At 71.1% G+C, this 26038-nt stretch carries 24 protein-coding genes; 18 read left to right on the top strand and 6 right to left on the bottom strand.

Annotated features, from left to right (window positions below):
• Positions 1–481: 481 nt before the first annotated feature.
• Positions 482–1675 (top strand): hypothetical protein, encoded by a 1194-nt coding sequence (locus AB0B20_RS04910; protein WP_357386636.1) that lies wholly within the window; start codon positions 482–484, stop codon positions 1673–1675.
• Positions 1672–4503: a right-handed parallel beta-helix repeat-containing protein gene (locus tag AB0B20_RS04905; RefSeq protein ID WP_357468172.1), complete on the top strand. Its 2832-nt coding sequence runs from the start codon at positions 1672–1674 to the stop codon at positions 4501–4503. Before AB0B20_RS04910 ends, AB0B20_RS04905 begins: the two co-directional genes overlap by 4 nt.
• A 39-nt stretch (positions 4504–4542) precedes the next feature.
• On the opposite strand, the gene AB0B20_RS04900 is transcribed toward AB0B20_RS04905, so the two are convergent.
• The 4 genes from AB0B20_RS04900 to AB0B20_RS04885 all read right to left on the bottom strand — a co-directional run bounded on the left by AB0B20_RS04900 (position 4543) and on the right by AB0B20_RS04885 (position 9151).
• Positions 4543–5976: a GH1 family beta-glucosidase gene (locus AB0B20_RS04900; RefSeq protein ID WP_357468170.1), complete on the bottom strand. Its 1434-nt coding sequence runs from the start codon at positions 5974–5976 to the stop codon at positions 4543–4545.
• The gene (locus AB0B20_RS04895) at positions 5973–6752 is read right to left on the bottom strand and encodes a carbohydrate ABC transporter permease (RefSeq protein WP_357386747.1); all 780 of its coding nucleotides are present in this window, start codon (positions 6750–6752) and stop codon (positions 5973–5975) included. The genes AB0B20_RS04900 and AB0B20_RS04895 overlap by 4 nt, the downstream gene beginning before the upstream one ends.
• 130 nt (positions 6753–6882) lie before the next feature.
• Positions 6883–7815: a sugar ABC transporter permease gene (locus AB0B20_RS04890; protein ID WP_357386642.1), complete on the bottom strand. Its 933-nt coding sequence runs from the start codon at positions 7813–7815 to the stop codon at positions 6883–6885.
• A gap of 64 nt (positions 7816–7879) precedes the next feature.
• A complete protein-coding gene (locus AB0B20_RS04885; RefSeq protein ID WP_357468167.1) occupies positions 7880–9151 on the bottom strand; it encodes an ABC transporter substrate-binding protein in 1272 nt (423 codons plus the stop codon).
• Between the two features lie 266 nt (positions 9152–9417).
• On the opposite strand from AB0B20_RS04885, the gene AB0B20_RS04880 reads away from it, so the two are divergent.
• Positions 9418–10431 (top strand): LacI family DNA-binding transcriptional regulator, encoded by a 1014-nt coding sequence (locus AB0B20_RS04880; protein ID WP_357386646.1) that lies wholly within the window; start codon positions 9418–9420, stop codon positions 10429–10431.
• Positions 10432–10575: 144 nt separating this feature from the next.
• Here the strand turns inward: AB0B20_RS04880 and AB0B20_RS04875 are convergent, their stop codons facing one another.
• Complete coding sequence (locus AB0B20_RS04875) at positions 10576–11697, bottom strand: PLP-dependent aminotransferase family protein (RefSeq protein WP_357468162.1); 1122 nt, start codon at positions 11695–11697, stop codon at positions 10576–10578.
• Between the two features lie 270 nt (positions 11698–11967).
• Here AB0B20_RS04875 and AB0B20_RS04870 point away from each other — a divergent pair, with 270 nt between their 5' ends.
• The 6 genes from AB0B20_RS04870 to AB0B20_RS04845 are packed head-to-tail and all read left to right on the top strand — an operon-like array spanning position 11968 to position 16521.
• The gene (locus tag AB0B20_RS04870; RefSeq protein WP_073827834.1) at positions 11968–12270 is read left to right on the top strand and encodes an urease subunit gamma; all 303 of its coding nucleotides are present in this window, start codon (positions 11968–11970) and stop codon (positions 12268–12270) included.
• Complete coding sequence (locus AB0B20_RS04865; RefSeq protein ID WP_357468159.1) at positions 12267–12632, top strand: urease subunit beta; 366 nt, start codon at positions 12267–12269, stop codon at positions 12630–12632. The genes AB0B20_RS04870 and AB0B20_RS04865 overlap by 4 nt, the downstream gene beginning before the upstream one ends.
• Positions 12629–14332, top strand: coding sequence for an urease subunit alpha (locus AB0B20_RS04860; RefSeq protein WP_357468156.1), 1704 nt, complete (start codon positions 12629–12631; stop codon positions 14330–14332). Before AB0B20_RS04865 ends, AB0B20_RS04860 begins: the two co-directional genes overlap by 4 nt.
• Entirely contained in the window at positions 14332–15021 is a 690-nt protein-coding gene (locus tag AB0B20_RS04855; RefSeq protein WP_357468153.1) for an urease accessory UreF family protein, read from the top strand. Before AB0B20_RS04860 ends, AB0B20_RS04855 begins: the two co-directional genes overlap by 1 nt.
• The gene (gene ureG / locus AB0B20_RS04850) at positions 15011–15781 is read left to right on the top strand and encodes an urease accessory protein UreG (protein WP_357386656.1); all 771 of its coding nucleotides are present in this window, start codon (positions 15011–15013) and stop codon (positions 15779–15781) included. Before AB0B20_RS04855 ends, ureG begins: the two co-directional genes overlap by 11 nt.
• Positions 15781–16521 (top strand): urease accessory protein UreD, encoded by a 741-nt coding sequence (locus AB0B20_RS04845; RefSeq protein ID WP_357468150.1) that lies wholly within the window; start codon positions 15781–15783, stop codon positions 16519–16521. Before ureG ends, AB0B20_RS04845 begins: the two co-directional genes overlap by 1 nt.
• Before the next feature lie 8 nt (positions 16522–16529).
• Here AB0B20_RS04845 and AB0B20_RS04840 read toward each other — a convergent pair whose 3' ends face one another.
• Positions 16530–16994 (bottom strand): MarR family transcriptional regulator, encoded by a 465-nt coding sequence (locus AB0B20_RS04840; protein WP_357386660.1) that lies wholly within the window; start codon positions 16992–16994, stop codon positions 16530–16532.
• Positions 16995–17090: 96 nt separating this feature from the next.
• On the opposite strand from AB0B20_RS04840, the gene AB0B20_RS04835 reads away from it, so the two are divergent.
• The 9 genes from AB0B20_RS04835 (at position 17091) to AB0B20_RS04795 (ending at position 25713) form a co-directional block, all read left to right on the top strand.
• Complete coding sequence (locus tag AB0B20_RS04835) at positions 17091–18173, top strand: substrate-binding domain-containing protein (RefSeq protein ID WP_357386662.1); 1083 nt, start codon at positions 17091–17093, stop codon at positions 18171–18173.
• 404 nt (positions 18174–18577) lie between these two features.
• Positions 18578–19822 (top strand): urea ABC transporter substrate-binding protein, encoded by a 1245-nt coding sequence (gene urtA, locus AB0B20_RS04830; RefSeq protein ID WP_357386664.1) that lies wholly within the window; start codon positions 18578–18580, stop codon positions 19820–19822.
• Between the two features lie 77 nt (positions 19823–19899).
• Positions 19900–20787: an urea ABC transporter permease subunit UrtB gene (urtB, locus tag AB0B20_RS04825; RefSeq protein ID WP_357386666.1), complete on the top strand. Its 888-nt coding sequence runs from the start codon at positions 19900–19902 to the stop codon at positions 20785–20787.
• Positions 20784–21914, top strand: a complete 1131-nt coding sequence (gene urtC / locus AB0B20_RS04820) for an urea ABC transporter permease subunit UrtC (protein WP_357386668.1) — start codon at positions 20784–20786, stop codon at positions 21912–21914. The genes urtB and urtC overlap by 4 nt, the downstream gene beginning before the upstream one ends.
• The gene (gene urtD / locus AB0B20_RS04815; protein ID WP_357386670.1) at positions 21911–22687 is read left to right on the top strand and encodes an urea ABC transporter ATP-binding protein UrtD; all 777 of its coding nucleotides are present in this window, start codon (positions 21911–21913) and stop codon (positions 22685–22687) included. The genes urtC and urtD overlap by 4 nt, the downstream gene beginning before the upstream one ends.
• Positions 22687–23379, top strand: coding sequence for an urea ABC transporter ATP-binding subunit UrtE (urtE, locus tag AB0B20_RS04810; RefSeq protein ID WP_357468146.1), 693 nt, complete (start codon positions 22687–22689; stop codon positions 23377–23379). The genes urtD and urtE overlap by 1 nt, the downstream gene beginning before the upstream one ends.
• A gap of 182 nt (positions 23380–23561) precedes the next feature.
• A complete protein-coding gene (locus tag AB0B20_RS04805) occupies positions 23562–24629 on the top strand; it encodes a lytic polysaccharide monooxygenase (RefSeq protein ID WP_357386674.1) in 1068 nt (355 codons plus the stop codon).
• Positions 24630–24720: 91 nt separating this feature from the next.
• Complete coding sequence (locus AB0B20_RS04800; protein WP_357468141.1) at positions 24721–25302, top strand: hypothetical protein; 582 nt, start codon at positions 24721–24723, stop codon at positions 25300–25302.
• A gap of 111 nt (positions 25303–25413) precedes the next feature.
• Positions 25414–25713 carry a DUF2277 domain-containing protein gene (locus tag AB0B20_RS04795; protein WP_357386678.1) on the top strand — a complete coding sequence of 100 codons (300 nt, stop codon included), beginning with the start codon at positions 25414–25416 and terminating at the stop codon, positions 25711–25713.
• Positions 25714–26038: the final 325 nt, after the last annotated feature.

The raw sequence follows: 26038 nt of genomic DNA, 5'->3' as shown, positions 1-26038 counted from the left end.
GGGGGTTCAAGTCCCCCCTCGGACACGACCATTGCCCCACGGTGCGCGTTGAGATCCACTTCAGCGCGCACCGTTTGCGTTTCTGGCTGGTAGTTCAGTCGGAGGCCGAGTTGCCGGTAGACATCGACCTTGTCAGCGGTAGTATGCGTCGCCGTGGTTGTACTGGCCCTGCATGCGACGGTGGCAGGCTGCGCAGTAGATGAGGCCGCGGAACACGTAGGGGTAGCGGGTGCGCTGCCGGACGTGTTGTCCGCCGGCTCCTCGGCCCCGACGCTGCAGGATCGCTTGGGCCTGCTCGAAGGTCGCGTATACGAACACCAAGTATCGGTCCGCTGAACAGGGATGACATGGTGCACTCCCGAAGAGCCGACGACTTTCGGAGTCGGTCTTCACCGAGCGGCGGCGTAGGTCGGATCCTTGATCTGGCAGGGATCGGGTTCACGACTGCCTTGGGTGACCGAGGGCTCCTACGCTGAAATGTGTGGAAGATGTCGATGACGCCCGCGAGCTCGTTGAGCAGCGGATGCGCGCCACGGGGTTCGAGGAGGACATCCTCGACAAGGTCTTGGATCTGCTGGAACGCTTCGACACCGATCGGGAGAAGCTGTTCGAGGAGATGCTCTCCAAGCTGGAGCAACCGGGCTATGACGGCCTGACCGACCGGTGGGAGACCAACTGCGAGCAGGCCGACGCGCTGATGGAGCGCCTCGAATCGGACATCCGGTCGGTGCTGGAGGACAGCCAGGCCAACGCCATGTCCGTCGACGAACGGTGGACCGCGGTCGGCCCGCGTGACTTCCTCGCCGGGGAGCGCAAGATCTGGGCGCAGGTCGCCCGGCTCGACGTCCCCGAGGTCGCCACGCTGATGAGCAAGGTCCTGGAGGCCGACCTCGCGCTCATCAAGAAGTGCGAGGAGGACCTCAAGAACGCGCGCAGCAACGACGCGATCGTCGAGCAGCTGCTCCTCAAGAACTTCGGCTCCATCCAGGACACGGTCAAGAGCCTGCTCGTCAAATACCTCCCGACCTCGGGCGCCCGCCTGATCGTCCTCTTCATGAAGGACCCGTCGTCCAAGGAGGCCGCCAACGAGGCGATCAAGAACTTCGAGAAGCTCACCGCGGAGAACCTCATGGCGGCCAAGCAGAAGCGTGCCGCGAAGCAGACGGTGGTCGACAACATCAAGCTGCTGACCGCGGCCCGCGAACAACTCGACGAGGACTGGATTGACAAGCTCTTCGCCCGCGGCGCCGAGGCGGCGGGGAACTGGCGCGGCATCGGCGCGTCCGGCGACTACCGGGCCACCGACTGGGACTGGATGAAGGAGAACGTCCTCGACCGAGGGCTCGACACGCGGGCCGAGGCGGCCAAGGAGCAGTCCAGCAAGCTCTACGACGAGCTCTTCCCCACGCTCGTGGAGGAGAGCACCAACGCCTTCGCCCAGCTGACCGATGATCCGGGCACGCTGGCGAAGTTCAACGAGGAGCTGGCGAAGGCCTCGGCATCCCTGGAGTCGCTGCTGGCGACCGAGGAGGAATACGTCAGGGATCTGGCCGAGGGACCCTACAAGCAGACGGGTCTCGCCGCGTTCGCCCAGGTCAGAGACGCGGTCAAGGTGGGCTTCAAGCTGCTCGCGGACAAGACGGAGGAAGCCGACGACGAGGTGAAGAAGTCATGACCGACCTTTTCGTCGCGGCTGGCGGCCCGGTCGGAGACGGCACCCGGGCCCGGCCGTTCCACGACCCGTGGCTCGCCCTGCGGCAGGCTGCGCCCGGCGACCGCATCCACATCGCGGCGGGCACCTATACCGGGCGCGGTGAGCGCTCCTCGTGGGTCGTCGACACCCCCGAGCTGACAGTGCTCGGCGGATACAGCCCCGACTTCGCCCGCCGTACCCCCTGGCAGACACCGACGGTCTTCGCGGCAAAGGCCGGCCTGCGCGTCCCGAACGAGCCGAACATGCTCCAGGGCATCGGCGGCCACGACGGCCTCGTCCTGGACGGGCTGTTCTTCGACGGGGCCGGGCGCGACGACTACGACGAGCAGGGCGGCCTGCGGCGCGCCTCCTACGGGGACGGCCCGCTGGTGAGCCTGCGCGGCGAGCGCATCACCGTCCGCGACTGCGGCTTCGCCAACGGCAGCTCCGGCGGCGTCGAGCTCGGTGGCGACTCCGCGGTCTTCGAGAACAACATCGTCGTCAACTGCGTCGGCCTCAGCCTGCTCACCGTCCGTGACGGCGCCCCCGAGACCCCGGCCGCGGTAAGCCGCAACACCTTCGCCTTCGCCCACGACGACTCCGACCCGCCGCGCGGCTCCGGCGCCGACCGGGCCGTCGGCGTACGGGTCGGCGGCGCTGCCGCGATCGCCGACAACGTGTTCGTCGGCTGCGGCAACGCGGCCATCGCCTGCCTGCGCGACGTCGGACAGATCGCCATCGACCGTAACCTGTTCTTCGCCACACCGCGCGACATCGTGCGCAGCCGGGTGCCGGGCGCGGAGGCCGAGCTCACCGAGGAGTACGCCGCGGAGCTCGAAGACGTCGGCCTGCGCTCCGCGACCGGCAACACCGTCGGCGACCCGCAGCTGACCGGGCTCCCGGCGGCGTGGCTCGACGGGTACACGGTGGACACCGCCGTCACGTACGAGCGCCCGCCGACCGCCGCCCTCAACGCGCTGCGGAAGTCGGCCGGCCTCGGCGAGCTGCCGTCCACATCAGACCATGATGTCCAGCGGCCCGTCATGCGCCGGCTCGCCCCGGCCGAGGTGCTCGCCCTCGCGGTCGGCGCGGAGTCGGGCGCGCACCCCGCCGACCTGGCCGCGCCGGAGCCGTTCACCGAGCTCCCGGCCGGTCCGGCATACCAGGCCGTCGACTGGGCGCGGCTCTACGAGGCCGACCCGGCGCTCGCCGGAACCCCGGTGCAGGTGCGGGCCGGGGTCGGCTTCGACCAGAACACGCAGGTCCTCCCCGAGCTCGCGGAGACGCACATCGGGGTCGCCGTCTACGAGCCCGGCACCGACAACACCCCGTGGTGGGCGCTCGCCCCGCGCTACGGCCTCGTCCATCACCAGACTGAGGAGGCCGTACGGTATTCGCGCGGCCTCGACGTCGAGTCCACGTACCTGCTCCGCGGCACGTACCGCCTCACGCCGCCCGGCGGGCGTCAGAGCGCCACCATCGTCCTCGACTCCCTCGCGCCCGTGCTCGACATCACGGCCCCCGAGCCGCCCCGGCCGGCCGGGCGCGACTGGTTCGTGCGGGCCGGATCCTCCGGCGGGGACGGCAGCCGCGAGGCGCCGTTCCGCGACCCGTTCCAGGCCCTCGAAAAGGCCGCCGAGGGCGACCGCATCCTCGTCGCCGCAGGTGAGTACACGGGCCGCCTGCGGTCGGGCACGTGGCGCATCCCCGTACGCAACCTGACGCTGCTGGGCGGGTGGGACGCCGAGTTCGCCGCGCGCGACCCCTGGCGACACCCGGTGCGCTTCGTGCTCACTCCGGAGACCAAGGCGAAGGGCATCTTCGGCGATCCGGTGCTCACCGGCGAGGACTCGGGGGAGGGCCTCATCCTCGACGGGTTCATGTTCGACGGGGCGACCTACAACGCGTACGCCGACAGCGGCGCCCTCGACGCGGGCCATTCCCAGTCGGCGGCGCTGCTCGACCTGCGCGGCGGCAGCGGCGGCATCACCGTACGCAACTGCGTCTTCGCCAACGCGGCGTACTGCGCCGTGCGGCTCAGCGCGGCGTACGGGACGTTCGAGAACAACGTGGTCGTCAACACGAGCGGCACCGCCGTCCGTATCCAGGCACCCGGCGCGGGCCCCTGGGCCATCTGCGGCAACACGGTCCTGTTCGCCGCCGACCCCACCGGCCGGGCCTCGACCGGGCAGTCCACGACCGGCTGCCTGCTGGACATCTCCGGCCGGGGTGTCATGCGGGTCGAGGCCAACGTGCTCGCCTTCGCCGACAGCATCGCCGTCCGCGCGACCGTGCCCGGCCAGAACCTGCTGCTCGACGGGAACGTGCTCGCCGCCAACCTGTACGCCGACCTCCACGACGGCCGCCACGTGCTCGTCGACGCCGAGAACCGCGACCGGGTGTTCCGCGACGCCCCGTTCGGCGCTCAGACCGGCACCCGGTTCGAGCTGCCGGCGGTGCCGGTCGACGCCGCGTACGCCCACCAGGCCGTCGGCCGCCTCTCGGCGCTGGCCGCCGCGATGCCGAAGGACGGGCTCAACGCCGCCGCGGCGGCGCTCGGCGTCTCAATTGCGGCGCCGAAGACGGAGGCACCCGTCGAGGCGGCGCCCCCGGAGCCGAAGAAGGAGCCGTCAGTCGCCGACCTGCTCGCGGACCTCGGCCGGGCCCGCGAGGCGTTCGAGGCGAAGGACGCGTCCCCGCCGGCCACAGACACTCCGCTGTACTGCCCGGTCTATCCGGTCGAGGCGGCGCTGAGGCTGGCCCTCGACGCCCCGCCAGGCGAACCCGGTGCCCACGCCCCGACTTCATGATCGAAGAGCTTGTTCCGGCCACAAGCCGCGGGCGGCGCTTCAGGTGGAGGTGCGTTTCCGCCACGCCCGCAAGCGGTCACGCAGCCAGTGGTAGCTGGCCTTGGGCGTACGGGATCCGGTGCCGTAGTCGACGTGGGCCAGACCGAAGCGGGGCCCGTACCCGCGGGCCCACTCGAAGTTGTCGATGAGCGACCAGTAGAAGTACCCCCGCAGATCGAGCCGGTCGTCGACGGCGGCCGCACGGGCCGCCGCCGCCAGGTGCCCGGCTACGAACGAGATCCGTTCCGGGTCCGGCTCGGGTCCGTCCCGCAGGTCGGCGCAGCCGTTTTCCGTCACGTACACGGCAGGCAGGCCCGGGTAACGGTCCGCGAGCCCGGTCAGGGTGTCGAACAGCCCTTGCGGCTCCACCGGCCAGCCCAGGTCGGTGGTGGGCAACCCGTCCGGCCGTAGCTGCCGGACCCCGATGTCGAACGCGCTGCGCAGCGCCGGGTCGGGCTGCTCGTACGGGGCGTCGGCGACGTGCACCCGGTAGTAGTAGTTGACACCGAGGAAGTCCAGCGGCGTGGAGATCACCGCCAGGTCACCGTCCCGGCGAAACGACAGATCGCTCACCCCGGCGTAGAGCCGCTCGAACCCGGGCGGGTACGCGCCGCCCAGCACCGGATCCGTGAACTGCCGGTTGAGCATGAGGTCCTGCCGTTCCGCCGCCGCCCGGTCGGCCTCGGTATCGCTGGCCGGCACGGCGGGGGAGAGGTTGAGCGTGATGCCGACGCGCGACCGCGGGCCGGCGGCGGACCGGACTGCGGCGACCGCCCTGCCGTGCCCGAGCAGCAGGTGGTGGGCGGCGGCCAGAGCACCATGTCCTTCGGCGGTGCCGGGAGCGTGCCGGCCCTCCGCGTAGCCGACCATCGACGAGCAGTACGGCTCGTTCAGCGTGATCCAGTCCTGGACCCGGTCACCGAGGACGCCCGCCACCGCGGCGGCGTACTCGGCGAACCACTCGGCGGTGTCCCGTACCCGCCAGCCACCCTCGTCCTCGAGCGCCTGGGGCAGATCCCAGTGGTACAGCGTGACGAACGGCCGGATGCCGTGCCCGCACAGGGCGTCGACGAGCCGGTCGTAGTAGTCGAGGCCCCGCCGGTTCACCGCGCCCCGCCCGGCCGGCATGACCCGTGGCCAGGCGACCGAGAAACGGTAGGCATCCACGCCGAGGCCGGCCAGCAGGTCCACGTCCTCCCGCCAGCGGTGGTAGCTGTCGCAGGCGACCGAGCCGGAGGTGCCGTCGTCGACGGCACCGGGGCGGCGGCAGAAGGTGTCCCAGATCGACGGCCCGCGGCCGTCCTCGTCGACCGCCCCCTCGATCTGGTACGCCGCTGTGGCCGCGCCCCAGATGAAGCCGGCCGGCAGGTCCGGCAGCTCGGGCAGGTCCGGCCGGGCTGCGGGCGCGGCGGCGCCTTCGGACGTGGTGGTCATCCCTTCACCGCCCCCTGCATGATGCCGTCGACGAGGTGCCGGCCGAGGAGCATGAAGACGACGAGGATCGGCAGCGTGGCGAGCAACGTGCCGGTCAGCGTCAGGGTGTAGTCGGTGGTGTAGCCGCTGGCCAGTGCGGAGAGCGCCACCTGCACGGTCGCGTTGTTCTGCAGCACGACCAGCGGCCAGAAGAAGTCGTTCCACGCCTGCATGAAGGTGAACAGCCCGAGCACCGCCGCGGCGGGGCGGGCCGCCGGCAGGACGATGTGCCAGTACAGGCCGAACGTGCTGGAGCCGTCGACGCGGCCGGCCTCCAGCAGTTCGTCGGGCACGGCGCGGCCGAGGTACTGGGTCATGAAGAAGACGCCGAACGCGGTTACCAGCCCGGGCACGATCACGGCGGTGAGGCGCCCGGTCCAGCCGAGGTCGGCCATCAGGATGTACAGCGGGATGATGCCGAGCTGGTGCGGCACCATCGAGGTCGCGATGGCCACGACGAGAAGCGCCTTTCGGCCTCGGAACCGCAGTTTGGCGAAGGCGAACCCGGCCAGGGTCGAGAAGAACACCACGGAGACGGTGATCGAGCCGCTGACGATGAAGGAGTTCACCAGGGCCCGGCCGAAGTCGGTCGTGTCGAACACGCGCGCGATGTTGTCGAAGAGGTGCCCGCCGGGCACCAGGGCCGGCGGCACCTTCGTGACGGCTTCGCTGGTCTGCGAGGACACGACGATGGACCAGTAGAGCGGGAAGACCGACCCGGCCACGACCGCCAGCAGGGCGCCGTAGCTCCAGACCGAGCCCTTGCGTGGATACCCGAAGCTCCGGCGCCGGTGGGACCGGCGTTGCGGCGGCGAGGGTGTGGTGCCGGTCTGTGTGGGGTCCGCGAGGGTGGTCACGGCATCCTCCTCAGTCCTCGTCCTTGGCGATGCGCCGGGTGAGCAGGAAGTTGATGATCGCGAAGATGGCGATGACCAGACAGAGCGTCCACGCGACCGCCGAGGCGTAGCCGAAGCGGAACTCCCGGAACCCCTGCTCGTACATGAACAGGGCGACGGTCTGGAACTGCCGGTCGGAGCCGCCGGTGGGCGTCTGGGAGCTGGCGAACAGCAGGGGTTCGGCCATGATCTGCAGGCCGCCGATCGTCGAGATCACCGTGGTGAAGATGATCGTCGGCCGCAGCATCGGGACGGTGATCCGCCTGAACTGCTGACCCTGCGACGCACCGTCGAGGTCGGCGGCCTCGTACAGGTGGTGCGGGATCGCCTGCATCGAGGCGAGGTAGATGAGGGCGTTGTAGCCGGTCCACCGCCAGGCGACGATGAACGAGATGGCCAGGTGGGAGCTCCAGGTGTTGGCCTGCCAGTCGATCGGGCCGATGCCGACGAGGCCGAGCGCCCAGTTGACCATGCCGAAGTCGCGGCCGAACAGCTGGGTGAAGACGATCGTCACCGCCACGATCGAGGTGACGTTGGGCAGCAGCACGCCCATCCGTAGCGCGGTGCGGGCCCGCAGCCGGTGGTTGAGCAGGTGGGCGATCCAGAGCGCGGCGAGCAGTTGCGGCACGGTGGACAGCACCCAGATGCTGAGTGTGTTGCCCAGGGCGTTCCAGAAGTACGCGTCCTGCAGCATCTCGCGGTAGTTCGCGAGGCCGACCCAGCGGTGCGACCCGGAGTCGAGCAGGTCCCAGTCATTGAACGAGACGTACGCCGTGTACAGCAGCGGGAACAGCCCGAACGCGGCGAACAGCAGGAAGAACGGCAGGATGTAGAGGTAGGGCGAGCCCTTGGTGTCGAGCCGGCTCAGGCCGGCCCGCCGGGCCTGGTGGAGGTAGGTGGCCATCGTCGATCCTTCGTCGCCGGGGGCCGCCGGCGGTCAGGGGCGACCGCCGGCGGCGCGGGTCGAGTTACTTGGCGAGGCGCTCGACGTCGCTGACCATCTGCTTCCAGGACTCGTCGGAGCTCTGCTTGCCCTGTTCGATGCGGACGAGGGCGTCGCGGATGGTGGTCTGCACGTCTCCGGCTCGCGGGCCCTGGTACTGGGGCTTGAGTTGCTTTGCCGCGGTGGTGAAGAGCTGGCCCACCGGTGCGTTGTTGAAGAAGGCGTCCTTGTACTGGGCAATGTCGGGCTTGTCGTACAGAGCCGGGATGGACGGCAGGTTGCCCCGCGCGGTGAACACCTTGGCCTGCTGTTCCGGGGCGGTCAGCCACGCCGCGAGCTTCTTGGCCTCCTCGACGTGCTTGCCCTGCTTGGGAACGGTGAGGTACGAGCCGCCCCAGTTGCCGCCGCCGCCCGGCACGCTCGCCACGTCCCACTTGCCGGCGGCGTGCTTCGCCTGGTCCTTGATCTTGGTCATCATCCAGGCCGGACACGCGATGGTGGCGAACTGGTCCTTCGCGAAGCCGTTGTTCCACTCCTGCGAGCTGCCGATCAGCTTGGCCGACAGGTTGCTCTGGATCGCCTTCACCGTCAGGTCCCAGGCCTTTCGGACATCGGGGCTGGTGCCCACGACGATGGCGTTGTCCTCGTTGTAGTACCCGACCGGGGCCTGGCCGATGATGGCGTTGAACAGTTGGCCTCCGCCATCGAAGAAGGCGCTGCCGGCCGGGGCCTTCGCCGCGTACCGCTTGCCGAACTCGATGTACTGGTCCCAGCCGCTGCCCCAGGCGGCCGACACCTGGTCGCGGTCGAACGGCATGCCGGCCTTCTCGAACAGGTCACGCCGATAGCAGATGGCCAGGCCGCCGACGTCGGTGCCGTACCCGATCTGCTTGCCGTCCTTGGCCAGCGACGCCGCCCACTTCCAGTCGAGGTACTCGGACTGGCGGTCCTTGCCCAGGTCCACGAAGAGGTTGCCCCGCTCGCGCATCTGCGCGATGAAGCCCGTGTCGACGCCCTCGATGTCGCCCGCGCCGGAGCCGGTGGCCAGGTGGGTGATCAGGTCGCGATGATGGTCGTTGTAGGCGGCCGTGCGCTCCTGGATCGTGATGTTCGGATGCGCCTTCTGGTACTCGGCGTACAGGTCCTGGTACCCGAAGTTGCCGAACAGGTTGACATTCAGGGTGATCTTTTCGTTGCCGCCGCCGGAGCCTCCCTCGGTGCCGGTGCCACACGCGGTCAGCAGTACTCCGGCGGCCAGGGTGGCCGCCGCCAGTCGCAACAGTCGGTTTGGGTGCATGTGAGGGAACCCTTTCGTGCGATGTAACCGGTTACCTGAAACCGGTTACATTGTCGGCGAAGCGATGGTGGTAGGGGTGGGTGGAATTGGATGAAGATCGGATCCGGCCGAGTTGCGGGCGACCGCCAGCGAGCGCCTTTCCTGGGAAGTGTGAACGGGTTCGGCTAGGGGGTGTCAAGTTACGAAACGATAACGGTCGATGCGGGTTGACCGGCGGACATCGCTGGCGCTACGGTCGTGAAACCGGTTACAGAGAAGGCACCACATTGACCACTATCAGGGAGCTGGCGCGCCGCTCCGGCGTGTCCGTCGCCACCGTGTCCCGCGTCTTCAACACCCCCGAGGTCGTCAGCCAGCACACCCGCCAGCGCATCCTCGACCTGGCCGCCGAGATCGGCTACCTGCCGAACGGGTCGGCCCGGACGCTCGCCACGAAGAAATCCAACATGGTGGGCCTGGTGTGGGACACCGACCATCGCCGCCCTGGATGGCGCCACCCATTCCTGCAGGAGATCCTCGTCGCGCTCAAAACGGCGCTCAGCGCGCACGGGCTGAACCTGCTCATGCTCGCCGGCCACGACGCGGCGGGGCCCGACGACGGGCAGCGATACGTGCGCGCCGTCCGCCAGCACAACCTCGACGGCGCCGTCATCATCGACAACGGCACCCGGGACCCAGCCGTGCTCGCCCTCGTCGAAGCCCAGGTGCCGTGCGTCGCTCTCGACCTGCGGGTCGACGGCCCGGCGTCGACCTACATCACCTCGGACAATGCCGGCGGCGCGGCGCTCGCCGTGCGCCACCTCGTCGAACGCGGCCACCGGCGCATCGCCACCATCACCGGCCCGCTGCGAACCTGGCCGGGAGCCGAACGGCTCGTCGGCTTCCGGGCCGCGCTGGCCGGGGCCGGCCTGCCGCTCGCCGACAGCCACGTCATCGAGGGAGACTTCTATCTCGACGGCGGTCACGCCGCGATGAACCGGCTGCTCGCCCTCGACGACCGCCCCACCGCAGTGTTCGTCGCCGGTGACGAGATGGCTGTCGGCGCGATGCGGGCGGCCCAGGCGGCCGGCCTACGGATCCCCGACGACATCGCGATTGTCGGTTTCGACGACATCGAGGTGGCCGCGCTGATCCCGCCCGGGCTCAGCACCGTCGCCCAGAACAAGCCCGGCTTCGGCACGGCCGCCGCCGAGGCGCTGGTCGCCATGCTGCACGGCGGCGACGACCCGCCCAAGCCGACCGTGTTGCCGACGACGCTTGTCGTCCGCGGCTCCACCTGACCCGAACCGCGCGACGTCGGCGCCGTGCCGCTCTGGATCGTGCTGCTGTTCGCGGTCGCTGTTGCCGGAGCCGCTGTCACCGACCCGCAACCGGGCCTGCCTCGAGCGTCACACCTGTGCCTGGGCGAGGTCGCGGCCGGGGGTCTAGCCGGCGGCCAAACAGTGATGTAGTCGGGCCATCCCTTCGTCGATGCGGTGCGCGTCGATCATGCCGTACCCGAAGATCACTCCCGGCGGATCGGGTGCCGCGGCGGCGATTTCCGGAAAGCTCGCCACGACGACGCCGGCAGTCCGGGCCCGGACGAGCGCATCGGCGGCGGTGGCCCCCCGCACCATCGCGCTCAGGTGCAGGCCGGCCGCCGACGGCACGACCCTGAGGTACGCCGACAGCGGGCCGGCGAGCGCAGCCGCGATGCGTTCGTGGCGCTGCCGGTACACCCGGCGGACCCGCCGCAGGTGCCGCGTGAACATGCCCTGCTCGAGGAAATCCGCCATGGCAGCCTGCAGGGGCAGGTTGGTGTGCCAGTCGGTGACGAATTTGGCGGCGTGCAGGGCGTGGCGTAGCGACGGCGGATGGATCAGGAAACCCAGTCGCAGCGTGGGCAGCAGGACCTTGGAGAACGATCCGACGTAGAGGACCCGGCCGCTGCGGTCGAGGCTGTGCAATGGTTCCAGCTGCTGTCTGGTGTAGCGGAACTCGCTGTCGTAGTCGTCCTCGACGATGGCCGCGTCATGCCGCCGGGCCCACGCGAGCAGCTCGACGCGCCGCCGCAGCGACAGCGCCACGCCGGTCGGGTACTGGTGGGACGGCGTCACATAGACGAGCCGTGCGTTCGCGGGCAGCGCGTCGACGATCAGGCCCTCCTCGTCGACCGGGACGCCGGTGACCCGGACGCCCTGGGCTTCCCATACGAGTTTCGCAGGTTCATAGCCGGGATTCTCGATCGCCGCCGTGGCGCCAGGTTCGAGCAGCACCCGCCCGACCAGGTCGAGCGCCTGCTGCACGCCGCAGGTCATCAGCACATCCCGCGGATTCGCCCTGATGCTCCGGGCCGTGCCCAGATGACGGGCGATGAGGGTACGCAGTCGGAAGTGGCCGGCCGGCTCGACAGGCATCCCGGTGCCGACGGCCGTCGGCCGGAACTGGTTGCCCAGGAGCCGGCGCCAGGCCGCGTACGGGAACAACCGCGTATCGGGCGCACCGACCCGGAAGTCGAACTCGGGTGCGTCGCCGAAATCGGGCGGCACCGGGATCGACGGCCACACGGCGCGCGGCGCGAACGTGCCAGAACCTGTTGCCCCCGCCGGTGACGATCCTCTACGGTCTGCTCAAGCGGTGGGCGGTGCGGTCCGCATCCGACCGACACCGCCGGGTGCTCGTCGCGCGGGCCGGGACGGTGGAGTCCCGGGCCACCCCGTCGGCGGCGTCGCGGCGGTCGTGTGACTCCCAGCTCGTACTCCGGGTGGTGCTGCCCGGTGTGGCTCCGCGCGGAGCCGACGGCGAGCGGGCCACGCCGATCCCCACCGGAGAATCCCGTGTTCCTCAGCCCGCACGAGCAGGACCGCCTGCTCGTCCACGTCGCGGCCGACGTCGCTCGCCGCCGCCGCGAGCGCGGCCTGCGACTCAACTATCCCGAGGCCGTCGCGATCATCGTCGCCTTCCTGCTGGAAGGGGCCCGCGACGGACGGTCGGTGGTCGACCTCATGTCCGCCGGCCGGACGGTGCTCGGCCGCGAGGACGTCCAGGACGGCATCCCCGAGATGCTGAGGGAGGTGCAGGTGGAGGCGACTTTCCCGGACGGTACCAAGCTCGTGACGGTGCACCACCCGATCCCGTGATCCCGGGGGAGATCCTGCCGGCGGCCGGCCCGGTCGAGATCAACGTGGGTCGGCCGGTGACCACAGTGGTCGTGGTAAACACCGCCGACCGTCCGGTGCAGGTCGGCTCGCACTACCACTTCGCCGAGGCCAACCCGGCCCTGATGTTCGACCGAGACGTCGCCTGGGGTCAGCGTCTCGCCGTTGCGGCGGGTACCTCCGTCCGGTTCGAGCCGGGCGTGAGCCGCACCGTCGAGCTGGTCCCGCTCGGCGGCGCACGCGTCGTGCCCGGTCTCCGCGGCGAGTGCGCCGGACCGCTGGACGAGGCGCCACCGACCGCCCCGGGAACGGAAGCGCCGACGACCGACGGGCCGGCGCGGTGAGCGCCGTACGGCGGGACCGCTACATCGACCTGTACGGGCCGACCACCGGCGACCGCATCCGGCTGGCCGACACGAGCCTCCTGATCGAGGTGGAGACCGACCACTGCGTGGGCGGCGACGAGGCGGTATTCGGCGGCGGGAAGGTGATCCGCGAGTCGATGGGCCAGTCACGGGCCACCCGCGCGGAGGGCGCCCTCGACACCGTCATCACCGGCGCGGTGGTGCTCGACCACTGGGGCGTGGTCAAGGCCGACGTGGGTCTGCGCGACGGGCGGATCGTGGCGCTGGGCCGGGCCGGCAACCCGGACACCATGCCCGGCGTCCACCCCGAGCTGGTCATCGGCCCGGCCACCGAGGTCATCGCCGGCAACGGCCGGATCCTCACGGCGGGCGCCGTCGACACGCACGTGCACTTCATCTGCCCGGAGATCGTCACCGAGGCGCTGGCCAGCGGCGTCACCACACTCGTCGGCGGCGGCACCGGCCCCGCCGAGGGCACCCGGGCGACGACTGTCACCCCGAACGCCTGGCACCTGGCCCGCATGCACGAGGCGCTGGACACGCTGCCGGTAAACGTGCTGCTGCTCGGCAAGGGCAACACCGTCTCTCCGGAGGCGCTGTGGGAGCAGTTGCGCGCCGGCGCGGGCGGTTTCAAGCTGCACGAGGACTGGGGCACCACACCGGCGGCGATCGACGCCTGCCTGCGGGTGGCGGACGCCTCCGGGGTGCAGGTGTCCATCCACACCGACACCCTCAACGAGGCCGGCTTCGTGGCCGACACGCTGCGGGCGATCGCCGGCCGGGCCATCCACTCGTACCACACCGAGGGCGCGGGAGGCGGGCACGCGCCGGACATCATCACGGTGGCCGGCGAGCCCAACGTGCTGCCGTCGTCGACCAACCCGACCCGGCCGTACACCGCCAACACCCTCGCCGAGCACCTGGACATGCTGATGGTCTGCCACCATCTCAACCCGTCCGTGCCGGAGGACCTGGCCTTCGCGGAGAGCCGCATCCGGCCGTCCACGATGGCCGCCGAGGACCTGCTGCACGACCTCGGCGCGATCTCCATCATCGGCTCCGACGCCCAGGCGATGGGCCGCGTGGGCGAGGTGATCCTGCGAACCTGGCAGAGCGCGCACGTCATGAAGGAGCGGGTCGGCGCGCTGCCGGGCGACGGCGCGGCCGACAACCACCGGGCCCGCCGGTACGTGGCGAAGTACACCATCTGCGCGGCGATGGCGAACGGACTGGACCGGGAGATCGGCTCGGTCGAGCCGGGCAAGCTGGCCGACCTGGTGCTGTGGGATCCGGCGTTCTTCGGCGTACGCCCGCACCTGGTGCTCAAGGGCGGCATGATCGCGTACGCCCAGATGGGTGACGCCAACGCGTCCATCCCGACGCCGCAGCCGGTGCTGCCGCGCCCGATGTTCGGGGCGTACGGCGCCGCGGCGTCTGCCACCAGCCTGGCGTTCGTCGCGCCGGCCGCCCTCGACGCCGGGTTGCGCCTCGACGTGCGGCGGCGGGTGGTGCCCGTGGCGGACGTGCGCTCGCGGGGCAAGGCCGACCTGCCGGAGAACGACGCGATGCCCCGGATCGAGGTGGACCCGGACACCTTCACCGTGCGGATCGACGGTCAGGTGGTGGAGCCGGAACCGGTGCCACGCCTGCCGATGGCCCAGCGGTACTTCCTGTTCTGATGGCGACGTCGAGTCTGCTCCTGCTGGCCGACGGTCGATTCCCGGCCGGCGCGCACGCCCACTCCAACGGCCTGGAGGCGGCCGTCGCCGCCGGCCGGGTCACCGACCTGGCCACGTTGGAGGCGTTCCTGGCCGGCCGGCTGGCCACCGCCGGGCTGGTCGGCGCGGCGTTCGCGGCGGCGGCGCACCGGGCGGTGACGTCGGCCGGTTCCGCCGTACGCGGTTCCGCGCTGGTGTTGCTCGACGCGGAGCTGGACGCCCGGACGGCGGCACCGGCGCTGCGCACCGTGTCCCGTCGCCAGGGACGGGCTCTGCTGCGCGCGGGCCGGGCCGTCTGGCCGGAGGCGTCCTTCGACGACCTGCCCTCCACACCTGGCGGAGCGCACCAGCCGTTGGTGCTCGGGCTGCTCTGCGCCGCCGCCGGCCTGAGCCGCGCCGAGACCGCCACTGTCGCCGTGCACGGGACGGTGACCGGTGCGGCCAGTGCGGCCGTACGCCTGCTCGGCCTCGACCCGTACCGGGTCCAGTCCCTGCTGGTCGGTCTCGCCGGCCTGTGCGACGGCACCGCCGCCGCGGCGGCCCGGGCCGCCGACGACCCGCCCGAGCGGCTGCCCGCGGCAGCCGCGCCCCTCGCCGACATCCATGCCGAAGCTCATGCCACCTGGGAGGTGCGTCTCTTTGCGTCCTGACACCGCTGTGCCGACCGCTGCGCCCACTGCCGGCCAGCATCCTGCCCCGCACGACGAGACCGTTCCGCACACCCACCCCGAACCGGGGGTGGACCCGCATCCGCCGCTGGCGCGAGCCGGCCGGGCGCTGCGCGTCGGCATCGGCGGGCCGGTCGGATCCGGCAAGACCGCCCTGGTGGCGGCCCTGTGCCGGGCGTTCGCCGGCGAGCTGCGACTCGGCGTGGTCACAAACGACATCTACACGACCGAGGACGCCGACTTCCTCAAGCGGGCCGGCGTGCTGGACCCGGCCCGGATCCGCGCCGTGGAGACCGGTTGCTGCCCGCACACCGCCATCCGGGACGACATCGGGGCCAACCTCGACGCCGTGGACGAGCTGGCCGAGGCGGTCGGCCCGCTGGACCTGGTGCTGGTCGAGAGCGGCGGGGACAACCTGACCGCCACGTTCAGCCGGGGCCTGGTGGACCGGCAGATATTCGTGGTCGACGTGGCCGGCGGGGACAAGGTGCCGCGCAAGGGCGGACCGGGGGTGACGTCCGCCGACCTGCTCGTGATCAACAAGACCGACCTGGCCCCGATGGTGGGCGCGGACCTGGCCGTCATGGACCGGGACGCGCGGGCCCGGCGCGGCGACCTGCCGACCGTGTTCCTGTCGATCGTCGGCGACCCGACGGCGGGGCGGGTCGCCGACTGGGTCCGCCACGAACTCGCCCACCACGCGGCAGTGCACCCGACCGCCGCGCGGGTCGGCCCGGCCTGATGCGCGCGTACGCCCGGCTGGTGGCCCGGGCCGACGGCCGGGGCGGCACGGTCCTCGCCGAGCTGCGCGGTGAGACGCCGCTGCTGCTGCGGCAGACGCCCGGCGGCGGTCGTGGCGTGACCGTGTACGTCGTCGGCGGTGCGGCCGGCCCGCTCGCCGGCGACGACCTGCGGCTGGAGATCGACGTGGGACCGGGGGCGGCAGTACGGCTGCACACCGTCGCCGCCTCGGTCGCCCTGCCCGGCCGGCCCGGCGTCGTGTCGCGGATGGCGGTCCGCGCCGTGGTGCGCGACGGCGGCGTACTGCACTGGCTGCCCGAGCAACTGGTCGCGGCCGCCGGCTGCGCCCACCTCGCCGAGTCCCAGGTGGAGCTGGCCGCGGGGGCGAGGCTGACCTGGCGCGACGAGGTGATCTGCGGCCGGTACGGCGAAACGCCGGGCGGCGCGGTCGTCCACACCCGGGTCGACTACGACGGCCGGCCGCTGCTGCGTCAGTCGCTCGCAGTGGGACCGGGCGCGCCCGGCTGGGCCGGCCCCGCGGTGCTCGGCGGCGCGTCGGCCACCGGGTCGCTGCTGGTGGTGGACCCGTCGCTGCCCCACGATCCCGCGACGGTCGAGGGCACCGTCGCCCGGCTGCCCCTGGCGGGTGGCCCGGCAACACTGTGGACCGCCACCGCTGCCGACGCGCACACGCTGCGCGCCCACCTCGAAGGTGAGCCGCTGCTCACCGAGGTGGAGTGAGGCGGGGGTCAACGGCGAAGGCCGGCCGCCTCGGCGTCGTCGCGGCGACCGGCCGGGTCGAGCCGGGCGATCAGGTCGGTGAGGTGGTCGAGCAGGGCGGTGTCGGCCGGTACGCCCGCCTCGGCGAGGCTGGCCCGGACCCGCTCGTCGAGGCGGGCGTGCTCGCGGCGGCCCCGGGCGGTCAGGTAGGCCCGGATACGCCGGCGGTCCAGCGGGTCGATCCGCCGGAACACCAGGTTACGGTCGACGAGCTGGTCGACCAGCTTGGTGAGGGTCCCCGGCGGCAACGACGCCTCGGCGGACACCTCGCTCATCGGATGGCCCTGACCGTCGGCCAGCAGGCAGAGCACCCGCCACGCCTCGGCGGTCAGGTCGTCGTCGGCCAGAACGGCGGCCAGCCGGCGGGAGAGCAGCCGTTCGGCACGGGTGAGCGAGCGCAGCAGATCGGCTGGCGCCCCGGGCACGTCTGACATGGGACTCCCTGGGCCGGTGGCCCTGCCATGGTAGCGACTCGTCCCGGTCCGTGGAGAGCTATGGTTTTCCCACGTCGGCCGGGCAATCATGGGCTCATGTCCGCGCCGGCACCGCCGTGGCTCACCGTCGATCGGGCCGTGGTCAGCATCGCGCTGGTCTACCCGATGCGCGGGCCGGCGGGGATGTTCGGCCCGACCTGCGAACTCTGCGCCCAGCTCGCGGTCGAGGAGATAAACGCCGCCGGCGGGGTGCTGGGCCGCGAGGTGCGGCTGGTGCCGGTCGACGGTGGGGCCCCGCCGGCCGAGGTGGCCGCCCAGGTGGAGGCGCTGGTGTCGGTGGGCGCCGTGCAGGGCGTGACCGGTTGGCACATCTCCTCGGTGCGGCAGGCGCTCGCGCCCCGGGTCGCGCACCGCGTGCCGTACGTCTACACCGCACTGTACGAGGGCGGTGAGCGTACCGAGGGGGTCTATCTGACCAGCGAGACGCCGGACGCCCAGCTGTGGCCCGCGATGCGGCTGCTCGCGGGGGAGCAGGGCGTGCGCCGCTGGTTCGTGGTCGGCAACGACTACGTGTGGCCCCGGCGTACCGCGCGGGCGGCCCAGCGGTACGCGCTGCGCGGCGGTGGCCGCGTGGTGGGGCAGGCGTTCCTGCCGTTGGAGACGCACGACTTCGACGACGTGTTGCGCCGGATCGAGCGCAGCGCGGCCGACGCCGTGGTGATGCTGCTCGTCGGTGCGGACGCGGTGCGGTTCAACAGGGCGTTCGCGCGCGCCGCGATGGACCAGCGCTGCCTGCGGCTCAGTACCCTGATGGACGAGAACATGCTGCTGGCCAGCGGGGCGGGCGCGACGCGGCGGCTCTACAGCACGGCGGGTTTCTTCGCCGGCCTCGTGACGCAGGAGAACCTCGACTTCCACGGCGAGTTCGCCCGCCGGTTCGGGGTGGAGGCGCCGCCGCTGGGCAGCCTGGGGGAGTCCTGCTACGAGGGCGTGATGCTGCTCGCCGCCCTGATCGGGCAGGCCCGCACCCTCGACGTACGGGCGATCGAGACGGCTGCCGACACGGTGGCGTACCACGGGCCGCGAGGTCGGCTGGAGCTGCGTCGACGGCACGTGCGCCAGCGGATCTACCTCGCCGAGGCCGACGGTCTCGACTTCACAGTGCTCGCCCAGATCTGACCGTCAGGTATCGACCCTTGACACGTCCACCCGGCCCGGCCCTAAGATGCTTCCTGCGTGAAGTATCTACCTCCGGGGCGGATACCGCGAATGCCTGTCCACCGTCGGCGGAATCTGTCCGCCGGCCATTGTGGTGGCGCAATTCTTCGGCGAAATAATCACGGCTGACACCGTTTCCCGTGGGGCGGTGTCAGCCGTTCTCGCACGCGTTCTCTCCGGGTGCCCGGGAAACAGTCAATTAAGGACTGGGAAACCTCCGCGCAATCATGCCGGTCAACGCTTTGCGTGCCCGTATCCGATGCGATGACCACAGGCGACGTCCACCCGTCGACCTCGGCATCGCCAACTCCACCGGACCGCACCGACCGTCCTTTCGCTACTTGAGTGCACCGCAGGGAGATTAGATGCCACTTCTTCGGGGCCGCCGCATCCTGGCGGGTGCCATGACCCTCGTCGCCGCGGCGGCCATGACCGCGTGCGGCAGCAAGACCAGTGACGCGGGCGGCGCGGCCGGCGTCACCGCCGACGTCTCCGGCGACACCGTCAAGGTGGGCCTGCTCAACTCGCTCTCCGGCACCATGGCGATCAGCGAGGTCACCGTCCGCGACTCCATCATGCTCGCCGTCGAGGAGATCAACGCGGCCGGCGGCGTCCTCGGCAAGAAGATCCAGCCGGTCGGGGAGGACGGCGCCTCGGACTGGCCCACCTTCGCGGAGAAGGCCGAGAAGCTCATCTCCGAGGACCGGGTCGCAGCCGTTTTCGGCTGCTGGACGTCGGCCAGCCGCAAGGCGGTCAAGCCGGTGTTCGAGAAGAACAAGGCGCTGCTGTTCTACCCGGTGCAGTACGAGGGGCTGGAACAGTCGCCCTACATCTTCTACACGGGCGCGACGACCAACCAGCAGATCGTTCCCGGGCTCGACTATCTCAAGGCTCAGGGAACGAAATCGGTCTACCTGGTCGGCAGCGACTACGTCTTCCCGCGAACGGCGAACAAAATCATCAAGGCGTACGCGGCGGCGAACGGCATGACGGTGGTCGGCGAGGATTACGCGCCGCTCGGGTCCACCGAATTCGGCACGATCGTCAACAAGGTCAAGTCATCCGGCGCGAAGGCGGTCTTCAACACCCTGAACGGCGACAGCAACGTGGCGTTCTTCAAGGAGTACAAGTCGGCCGGGCTGACCGCCGCCGCGATGCCTGTGGTGTCGGTGTCCATCGCCGAGGAGGAGGTCAAGAGCATCGGCACCCAGTACCTGGAGGGTCAGCTGACCGCCTGGAACTACTACCAGACCACGCCCGGCACGGCGAACGGCAAGTTCGTGGCCGCGTACAAGGCGAAGTACGGCGCGGACAAGCCGACGAGCGACCCGATGGAGGCCGCCTACGTCAGCGTCTACCTGTGGAAGGCGATGGTCGAGAAGGCCGGCGCGTTCGACGTCGAGAAGGTCCGCGGCGCCTCCGACGGAATCACCTTCGACGCGCCGGAGGGCCTGGTCACCGTCGACGGCAAGACCCAGCACATCGCCAAGACCGCCCGCATCGGCAAGGTCGGCGCGGACGGCCTGATCAGCGAGGTGTGGAACTCCGGCAAGCCGATCGCGCCGGACCCGTACCTCAAGACCTATCCGTGGGCGAGCGGCCTGAGCTGACGACGCCGGCCCCGGGCGGGCACCGCGACGCCGCGCCCCGCCCGGGTCCCTCGACCAGCAGTACGGGAGTACCCACCGTGACAGTCCTCTTCGGTCAACTCTTCACCGGCATCAGCATCGGCGCGGTGCTGCTGCTCATCGCGCTCGGGCTGGCGCTGACCTTCGGCCAGATGAACGTCATCAACATGGCGCACGGCGAGTTCATCATGGCCGGCGCCTACACCACGTACGTGCTGCAACAGAGCATCACCGGCGCCGGCCTGTCGCTGCTGGTCGCGCTGCCGGTGGCGTTCGCGGTCGCCGGCACGATGGGGGTGCTGCTGGAGATCCTGCTGATCCGCCGGCTCTACGCCCGTCCGCTGGACACCCTGCTGGTCACCTGGGGCGTGTCCCTGATGCTGCAACAGCTCGCCCGGGACATCTTCGGCAGTCCGAACGTGCAGACCCGCGCGCCGGACCTGCTCACCGGCAACGTGGCGGTGCCCGGCGGGCTGACGGTCGCCAACAACCGGCTGTTCATCCTGGCCCTGGCCCTGGCCGCGGTCGCCGCCCTCACCCTGGCGCTGCGGCTCACCCCGCTCGGGCGTCGGATCCGCGCGGTGGTGCAGAACCGCGACCTCGCCGCGGTGTCCGGCGTCCCCACCGCCCGGGTCGACCGGACGACCTTCTTCCTCGGCTCGGGCCTGGCCGGGCTCGCCGGGGTGGCGCTCACCCTTCTCGGCCCGATCGGCCCGACCATGGGCACCAACCTGATCATCGACGCCTTCCTGGTCGTCGTGGTCGGCGGGATCGGTCAGCTGAAGGGCAGCGTGATCGTCGCCTTCGCCCTCGGGGTCCTCCAGGCCACCGGGGAGTACCTCACGACCCTCAGCGTCGCCAAGGTGATCGTCTTCGTGGCGATCGTCGCGTTCCTCCAGTGGCGGCCACAGGGCCTGTTCACCCTGCGGACCAGGAGCCTCGCATGACCGCCGTGACACCCGCGCCGCCGAGCACCGCCGGCGCACCGGCCCCGGCCGGCATCGCGCCTCCGAGCCGGCCGGGTGGCCGGTCCCGGCTGCGTGCGGCGGCGGGGTTCGCGTTCGGCGCGGCGCTGCTGTTCGCCGTCGCGCCGCTGGCGCTGTCGGACTTCCGGCTGGCCCTGCTCGCCAAGTACCTCTGCGTCGCCATGGTGGCCGTCGGCATCGGCATCGCCTGGGGGCGCGGCGGCATGCTCACCCTCGGCCAGGGCGTCTTCTTCGGCCTGGGCGGCTACGCGATGGCCATGCACCTCAAGCTCGCCGACGCGGGTCCCGGTGGGATGCCCGACTTCATGCAGCTGTACGGGCAGCTCGACGAACTGCCAGTCTGGTGGCGGCCGTTCGCCAGCCCGTGGTTCGCGCTGCCGGCCACGGTTCTGCTGCCGATGGCAGTCGCCTTCGGGCTCGGCTCACTGGTGTTCCGCCGCCGGGTGCGGGGCGCGTACTTCGCGATCCTCAGCCAGGCTCTCGCCGCCGCCATGGTGATCCTGCTGATCGGCCAGCAGGGGACCACTGGTGGCACCAACGGGCTCACCGACATCCAGGGCTTCTTCGGCTACGACCTGGACGACCCGGTCAACCAGCGGATGGTCTACTTCATCATCGCCGGCGTCCTGCTCGCGCTGCTCGCGCTGGCCCGCCAGCTCATCCACAGCCGCTACGGGGAACTGCTCGTGGCGGTACGTGACAGCGAGGAGCGGGTCCGTTTCCTCGGCTACGACCCGGCGTCGGTCAAGCTCGTCGCGTACGTGGTGGCGGCGGGTATGGCGGGCCTCGCCGGGGCACTGTTCGTGCCGGCGGTGGGCATCATCTCGCCCGCCCTCATCGGCATCGTCCCGTCGATCGAGTTCGTCATCGGTGTGGCGGTGGGCGGCCGGGCCACGCTGCTCGGGCCGGTGCTCGGCGCGGTGGCGGTCGCCTGGGCGCGTACCGCCCTGTCCGAACGTTTCCCGGGCACCTGGACGTACCTGCAGGGTCTGCTCTTCGTGGTGGTGGTGGCGTTCCTTCCCGGCGGCCTGGCGTCGCTGTGGGCGCTGGCCCGCCGCCGCGCCGAGCGGGCGGAGGCGCACCGATGAGCGACGACCGGCTGGACGGGCTGTCCGTCCGTGACGTGCGGGTCAGCTTCGACGGCTTCACCGCCGTCGAGGGCGTCTCGCTGGAGGTTCCCGCCGGTGACATCCGGTTCCTGATCGGGCCGAACGGCGCCGGCAAGACCACAGTGGTCGACGCGATCACCGGTCTGGTGCGGGCCACCGGCTCGGTGCGCTTCGGCGACCAGGAGCTGCTGGGTCGCCCGGTGCACCGGATCAGCCGGCTCGGCATCGGCCGGACGTTCCAGACGTCGACGATCTTCGAGGAGCTGTCGGTCGTGCAGAACCTCGACATCGCTGCGGGCGCCCGCCGCGGCTGGGCCACCCTGGCCCGGCGTCGGCGGGGGATCCCCGACGAGGTGGCGGCCGCGCTGGAGACCATCGGGTTGACCGGCCGCGCCGACCAGCTCGCCGGCACGCTCGCGCACGGCCAGAAACAGTGGTTGGAGATCGGCATGCTGCTGGTGCAGGACGCGCGGCTGCTGTTGCTCGACGAGCCGGTCGCCGGGATGAGCCACGAGGAGCGCGACGCCACGGGCGCCCTGCTGGAGACGGTGAGCCGGGATCGCACGGTGGTGGTGATCGAGCACGACATGGACTTCCTGCGTCGCTTCGCGCGCAGCGTCACAGTGCTGCACGCGGGGAGGGTGCTCAGCGAGGGCACTGTGGCGCAGGTCCAGGCGGACCCGCGCGTGCAGGAGGTCTACCTCGGCCACCCGGTCGACGCCGGGTCGGTCCCCAGCGGTCTGGAGGCATGATGCTGACCCTGCGTGGGGTGCACGCCGGATACGGGCGTTCCCGGGTGCTGCACGGCGTGGACCTCGCCGTCCCGCCCGACGGGGTGGCCGCGGTGCTCGGGCACAACGGCGCCGGGAAGAGCACCCTGTTGCGGGTCGCGGCAGGCCTGCTGCGCCCGACCGCCGGCACCGTCGAGCTGGACGGCGAGGACGTCACCCGTCTCGCGCCGCACGAGCGGGTGGCGCGTGGCATGGCGTACGTCCCGCAGGGCCAGCAGTGCTTCCCGCACCTGACGGCGGCGGAGAACCTGCGCCTCGTCGCCGACGGCCGGCGCGACGGCGCGGAGGCGACAGCGGAGGTGCTGGACCTGTTCCCGGCGCTGCGTCCGCTGCTGCGGCGGCGCGCCGGGCTGCTCTCCGGTGGTCAGCGTCAGCAACTCGCCATCGCCCGCGCGTTGATCACCCGGCCGCGGCTGCTCATGCTCGACGAGCCGACCGAGGGCATCCAGCCGTCGGTGGTCGCCGAGATCCAGGAGCGGATCGTCGAGCTGACCCGGCAGTCCGGCTTCAGCGCGCTGCTCGTCGAGCAGCACCTCGGGTTCGCGCTGCGGGTGGCGAACCGCTACCACGTCCTCGAATCCGGCCGGGTCACCTCGCACGGCGACGGGGGAGTGACGGCGGAGCGGGAGGTGCGCGCGGCCCTCGCGGTCTGACCGATACGTCGGTATCGATTTACATTGACGGCTGTCTTTACTAAGATCGTGGCTGGGAGTCGCCAAGCGCTGCTGGGCAGCAGTGCCGTCCACCTGGTGGGCGGCTTGAATCGATCGGCGTCCTTCTCCGGGGTGGGCACCCAGCGAGGGCCACTGGGCGTCGGCGCATCCACTGGAGCATCATGAGAATCTCACGGACAGCACGCCGTCTGGGACTGGCCGCGGTCGCAGTTCTCGTCGCCTCGTTCACGATGGTCGTGGTCAACCAGGCCGGTCCGGCCTCGGCGCACGGATCGGTCACCAACCCGCCGTCACGCAACTACGGATGTTACGAGCGCTGGGGTGCCGACCACCTCAACCCCACGATGGCGCAGACCGACCCGATGTGCTGGCAGGCGTGGCAGGCCAACCCGAACACGATGTGGAACTGGAACGGCCTGTACCGCGAGAACGTCGGCGGTAATCACCAGGCCGCGGTGCCGGACGGGCAGCTGTGCAGCGGTGGTCGCACCCAGAACGGCCTGTACGCCTCGCTCGACGCGGTCGGCGCGTGGACCGCGAAGCCGATGCCGAACAACTTCACGCTGACGCTGACCGACGGTGCCAAGCACGGTGCCGACTACATGTTGATCTACATCACCAAGCAGGGTTTCGACCCGACCACTCAGCCCCTCACCTGGAACAGCCTCGAACTGGTGCTGCGCACCGGCAGCTACCCGACCACCGGGCTCTACGAGGCGCAGGTGAACGCGGGCAACCGCACCGGGCGGCACGTCGTCTACACCATCTGGCAGGCGTCCCACCTCGACCAGCCGTACTACCTCTGCAGTGACGTGATCTTCGGTGGCGGCGGCAACCCGCCGCCGACGACCCCGCCGCCCACCACGCCGCCGCCCACCACCCCGCCGCCGACGACTCCGCCGCCCACGACCCCGCCGCCGGCCGGGAACGGTGCCTGCACCGCCACCTTCCGCAAGACGAACGAGTGGTCCGGTGGATTCGGCGCCGAAGTCACCGTCCGGGCCGGCAACGCCGCCATCTCCGGATGGACGGTGGCGTGGACGTGGCCCAACGGCCAGAGCATCACCAACTCCTGGAACGCGACGGTCACGTCGAGCGGCTCGTCGGTCTCCGCGTCGAACGTCGCCTACAACGGCTCCCTGAGCGCCAACGCCACCACCAGCTTCGGCTTCAACGCCTCCTGGAACGGCACCAACTCCACACCCAACCTCACCTGCACCGCTCGGTAACAGCGTCTGCGGTGGGGTGGCGCGTGCCGCACCACCCCACCGCCGGCGCCCTCCGCCACCATCAGGAACCGCGACGAGGTGAGGAACGAGCATGATTTCCCGGGTGAGCGTCAGCGGCTGGTACCGAAGCCGCTTCGTGTGGATCGAGGTGTGCCTGCTGGCCGCGTCGCTCGGCGCGGCCGCCGTGGTCACCTCGACCACCCCGAAGACGGACCCGGCAGTTCTCCGCCAGGAGATCCTGACCCGGATGCGTACGACCCTCGAACAGGCGGACCCGGCACAGCACCAGCACGCCGGGCACACCCCACAGGTGCCAACCGGAGAGCAGGCCGTGCCGGCGGTCGTCTGCGGAGTCCATGTCTACGGCCACGAGCCCACCGGGGCCGCCACGTTGGCCGACGTCCAGACGGTCTACGGCTTCCACCTCTGCGGCGTCGCCGAACAGAAGCGCCATTGGGACGGGGCGGTCAAACTCGTCGGCCCGGTGATCATGGACATGACCACCCGGCCTCCCGGCATCAAGGTGGTCGAGGCGACCGCCGGCGTCAGGTTCGTCGACCGGCTACGGGAGATGTTCCCCGACAAGTACGAGGAACTGGCACTCAGGGAGGCGTTGCCCGCATCGGAGATGGCCGACCTGCGGCGCCGGTACGACGCCGCCGCCGGCCTCTGACCACGCCGACCGGCCGGCTGGGGCGGCACGCGGCGGCCAACGCGCGACGTACGCGCTCGGTGAGCGGAGCGAAGCCTGCCGATTGTCGCCCCGGCCTGGCATGGTGGAGGCATGTGCCGGAACATTCGCGTGCTTCACAACTTCGAACCACCCGCGACCGACGACGAGATCGAAGCCGCTGCCCTTCAATATGTTCGCAAGGTCAGCGGCGCGACCCGGCCGTCGGCGGCAAACGAGGAGGCGTTCGCGGAGGCGGTCCGCGTCGTGGCGGAGGCCACCCGGACCCTCCTCGACAGCCTCGTGACGAAGGCGCCGCCCCGCGACCGGGAGATCGAGGCCGCCAAGGCGAAAGCGCGCGCGGCCGAGAGGTACGGGCGTCGAGAGGATGATGGTCCCGCCCTGGCAGGATGACCGCTTTCGTGGTGCGGCACAGGCCGAGCCGATGATGTCCGCGCAGCACGACCGACGTGCTGTTTGCTGGTCACGTGTTCGGCGTCGCTGCCGTGCCGTCTCGTCGTGGCCTCGCGGTCTTCGTGACCGGTGAGGAATATCTGACCCGACCGGGCGCCCGCCGCGGCGTCGCGCCGTCGGCCGTCGAGTGAGGAGCCGGCACCGATCGGTGGCCGGCCCCTCGGCGTCTGTCCTTGATAGACACCCATGGCGGTCCGCGCCCGCACGTCGTGCCCCGCGCCGTCGTGCCCCGCGTAGCGTGGGTGGCTCCGTGCCGCCCCGGCCC

The sequence above is a fragment of the Micromonospora sp. NPDC049151 genome (assembly GCF_040648395.1).
Classification (GTDB): domain Bacteria; phylum Actinomycetota; class Actinomycetes; order Mycobacteriales; family Micromonosporaceae; genus Micromonospora.
The sequence above is the reverse complement of the archived record's forward strand: the minus strand, read 5'-3'. Positions and strand labels throughout refer to the sequence as shown.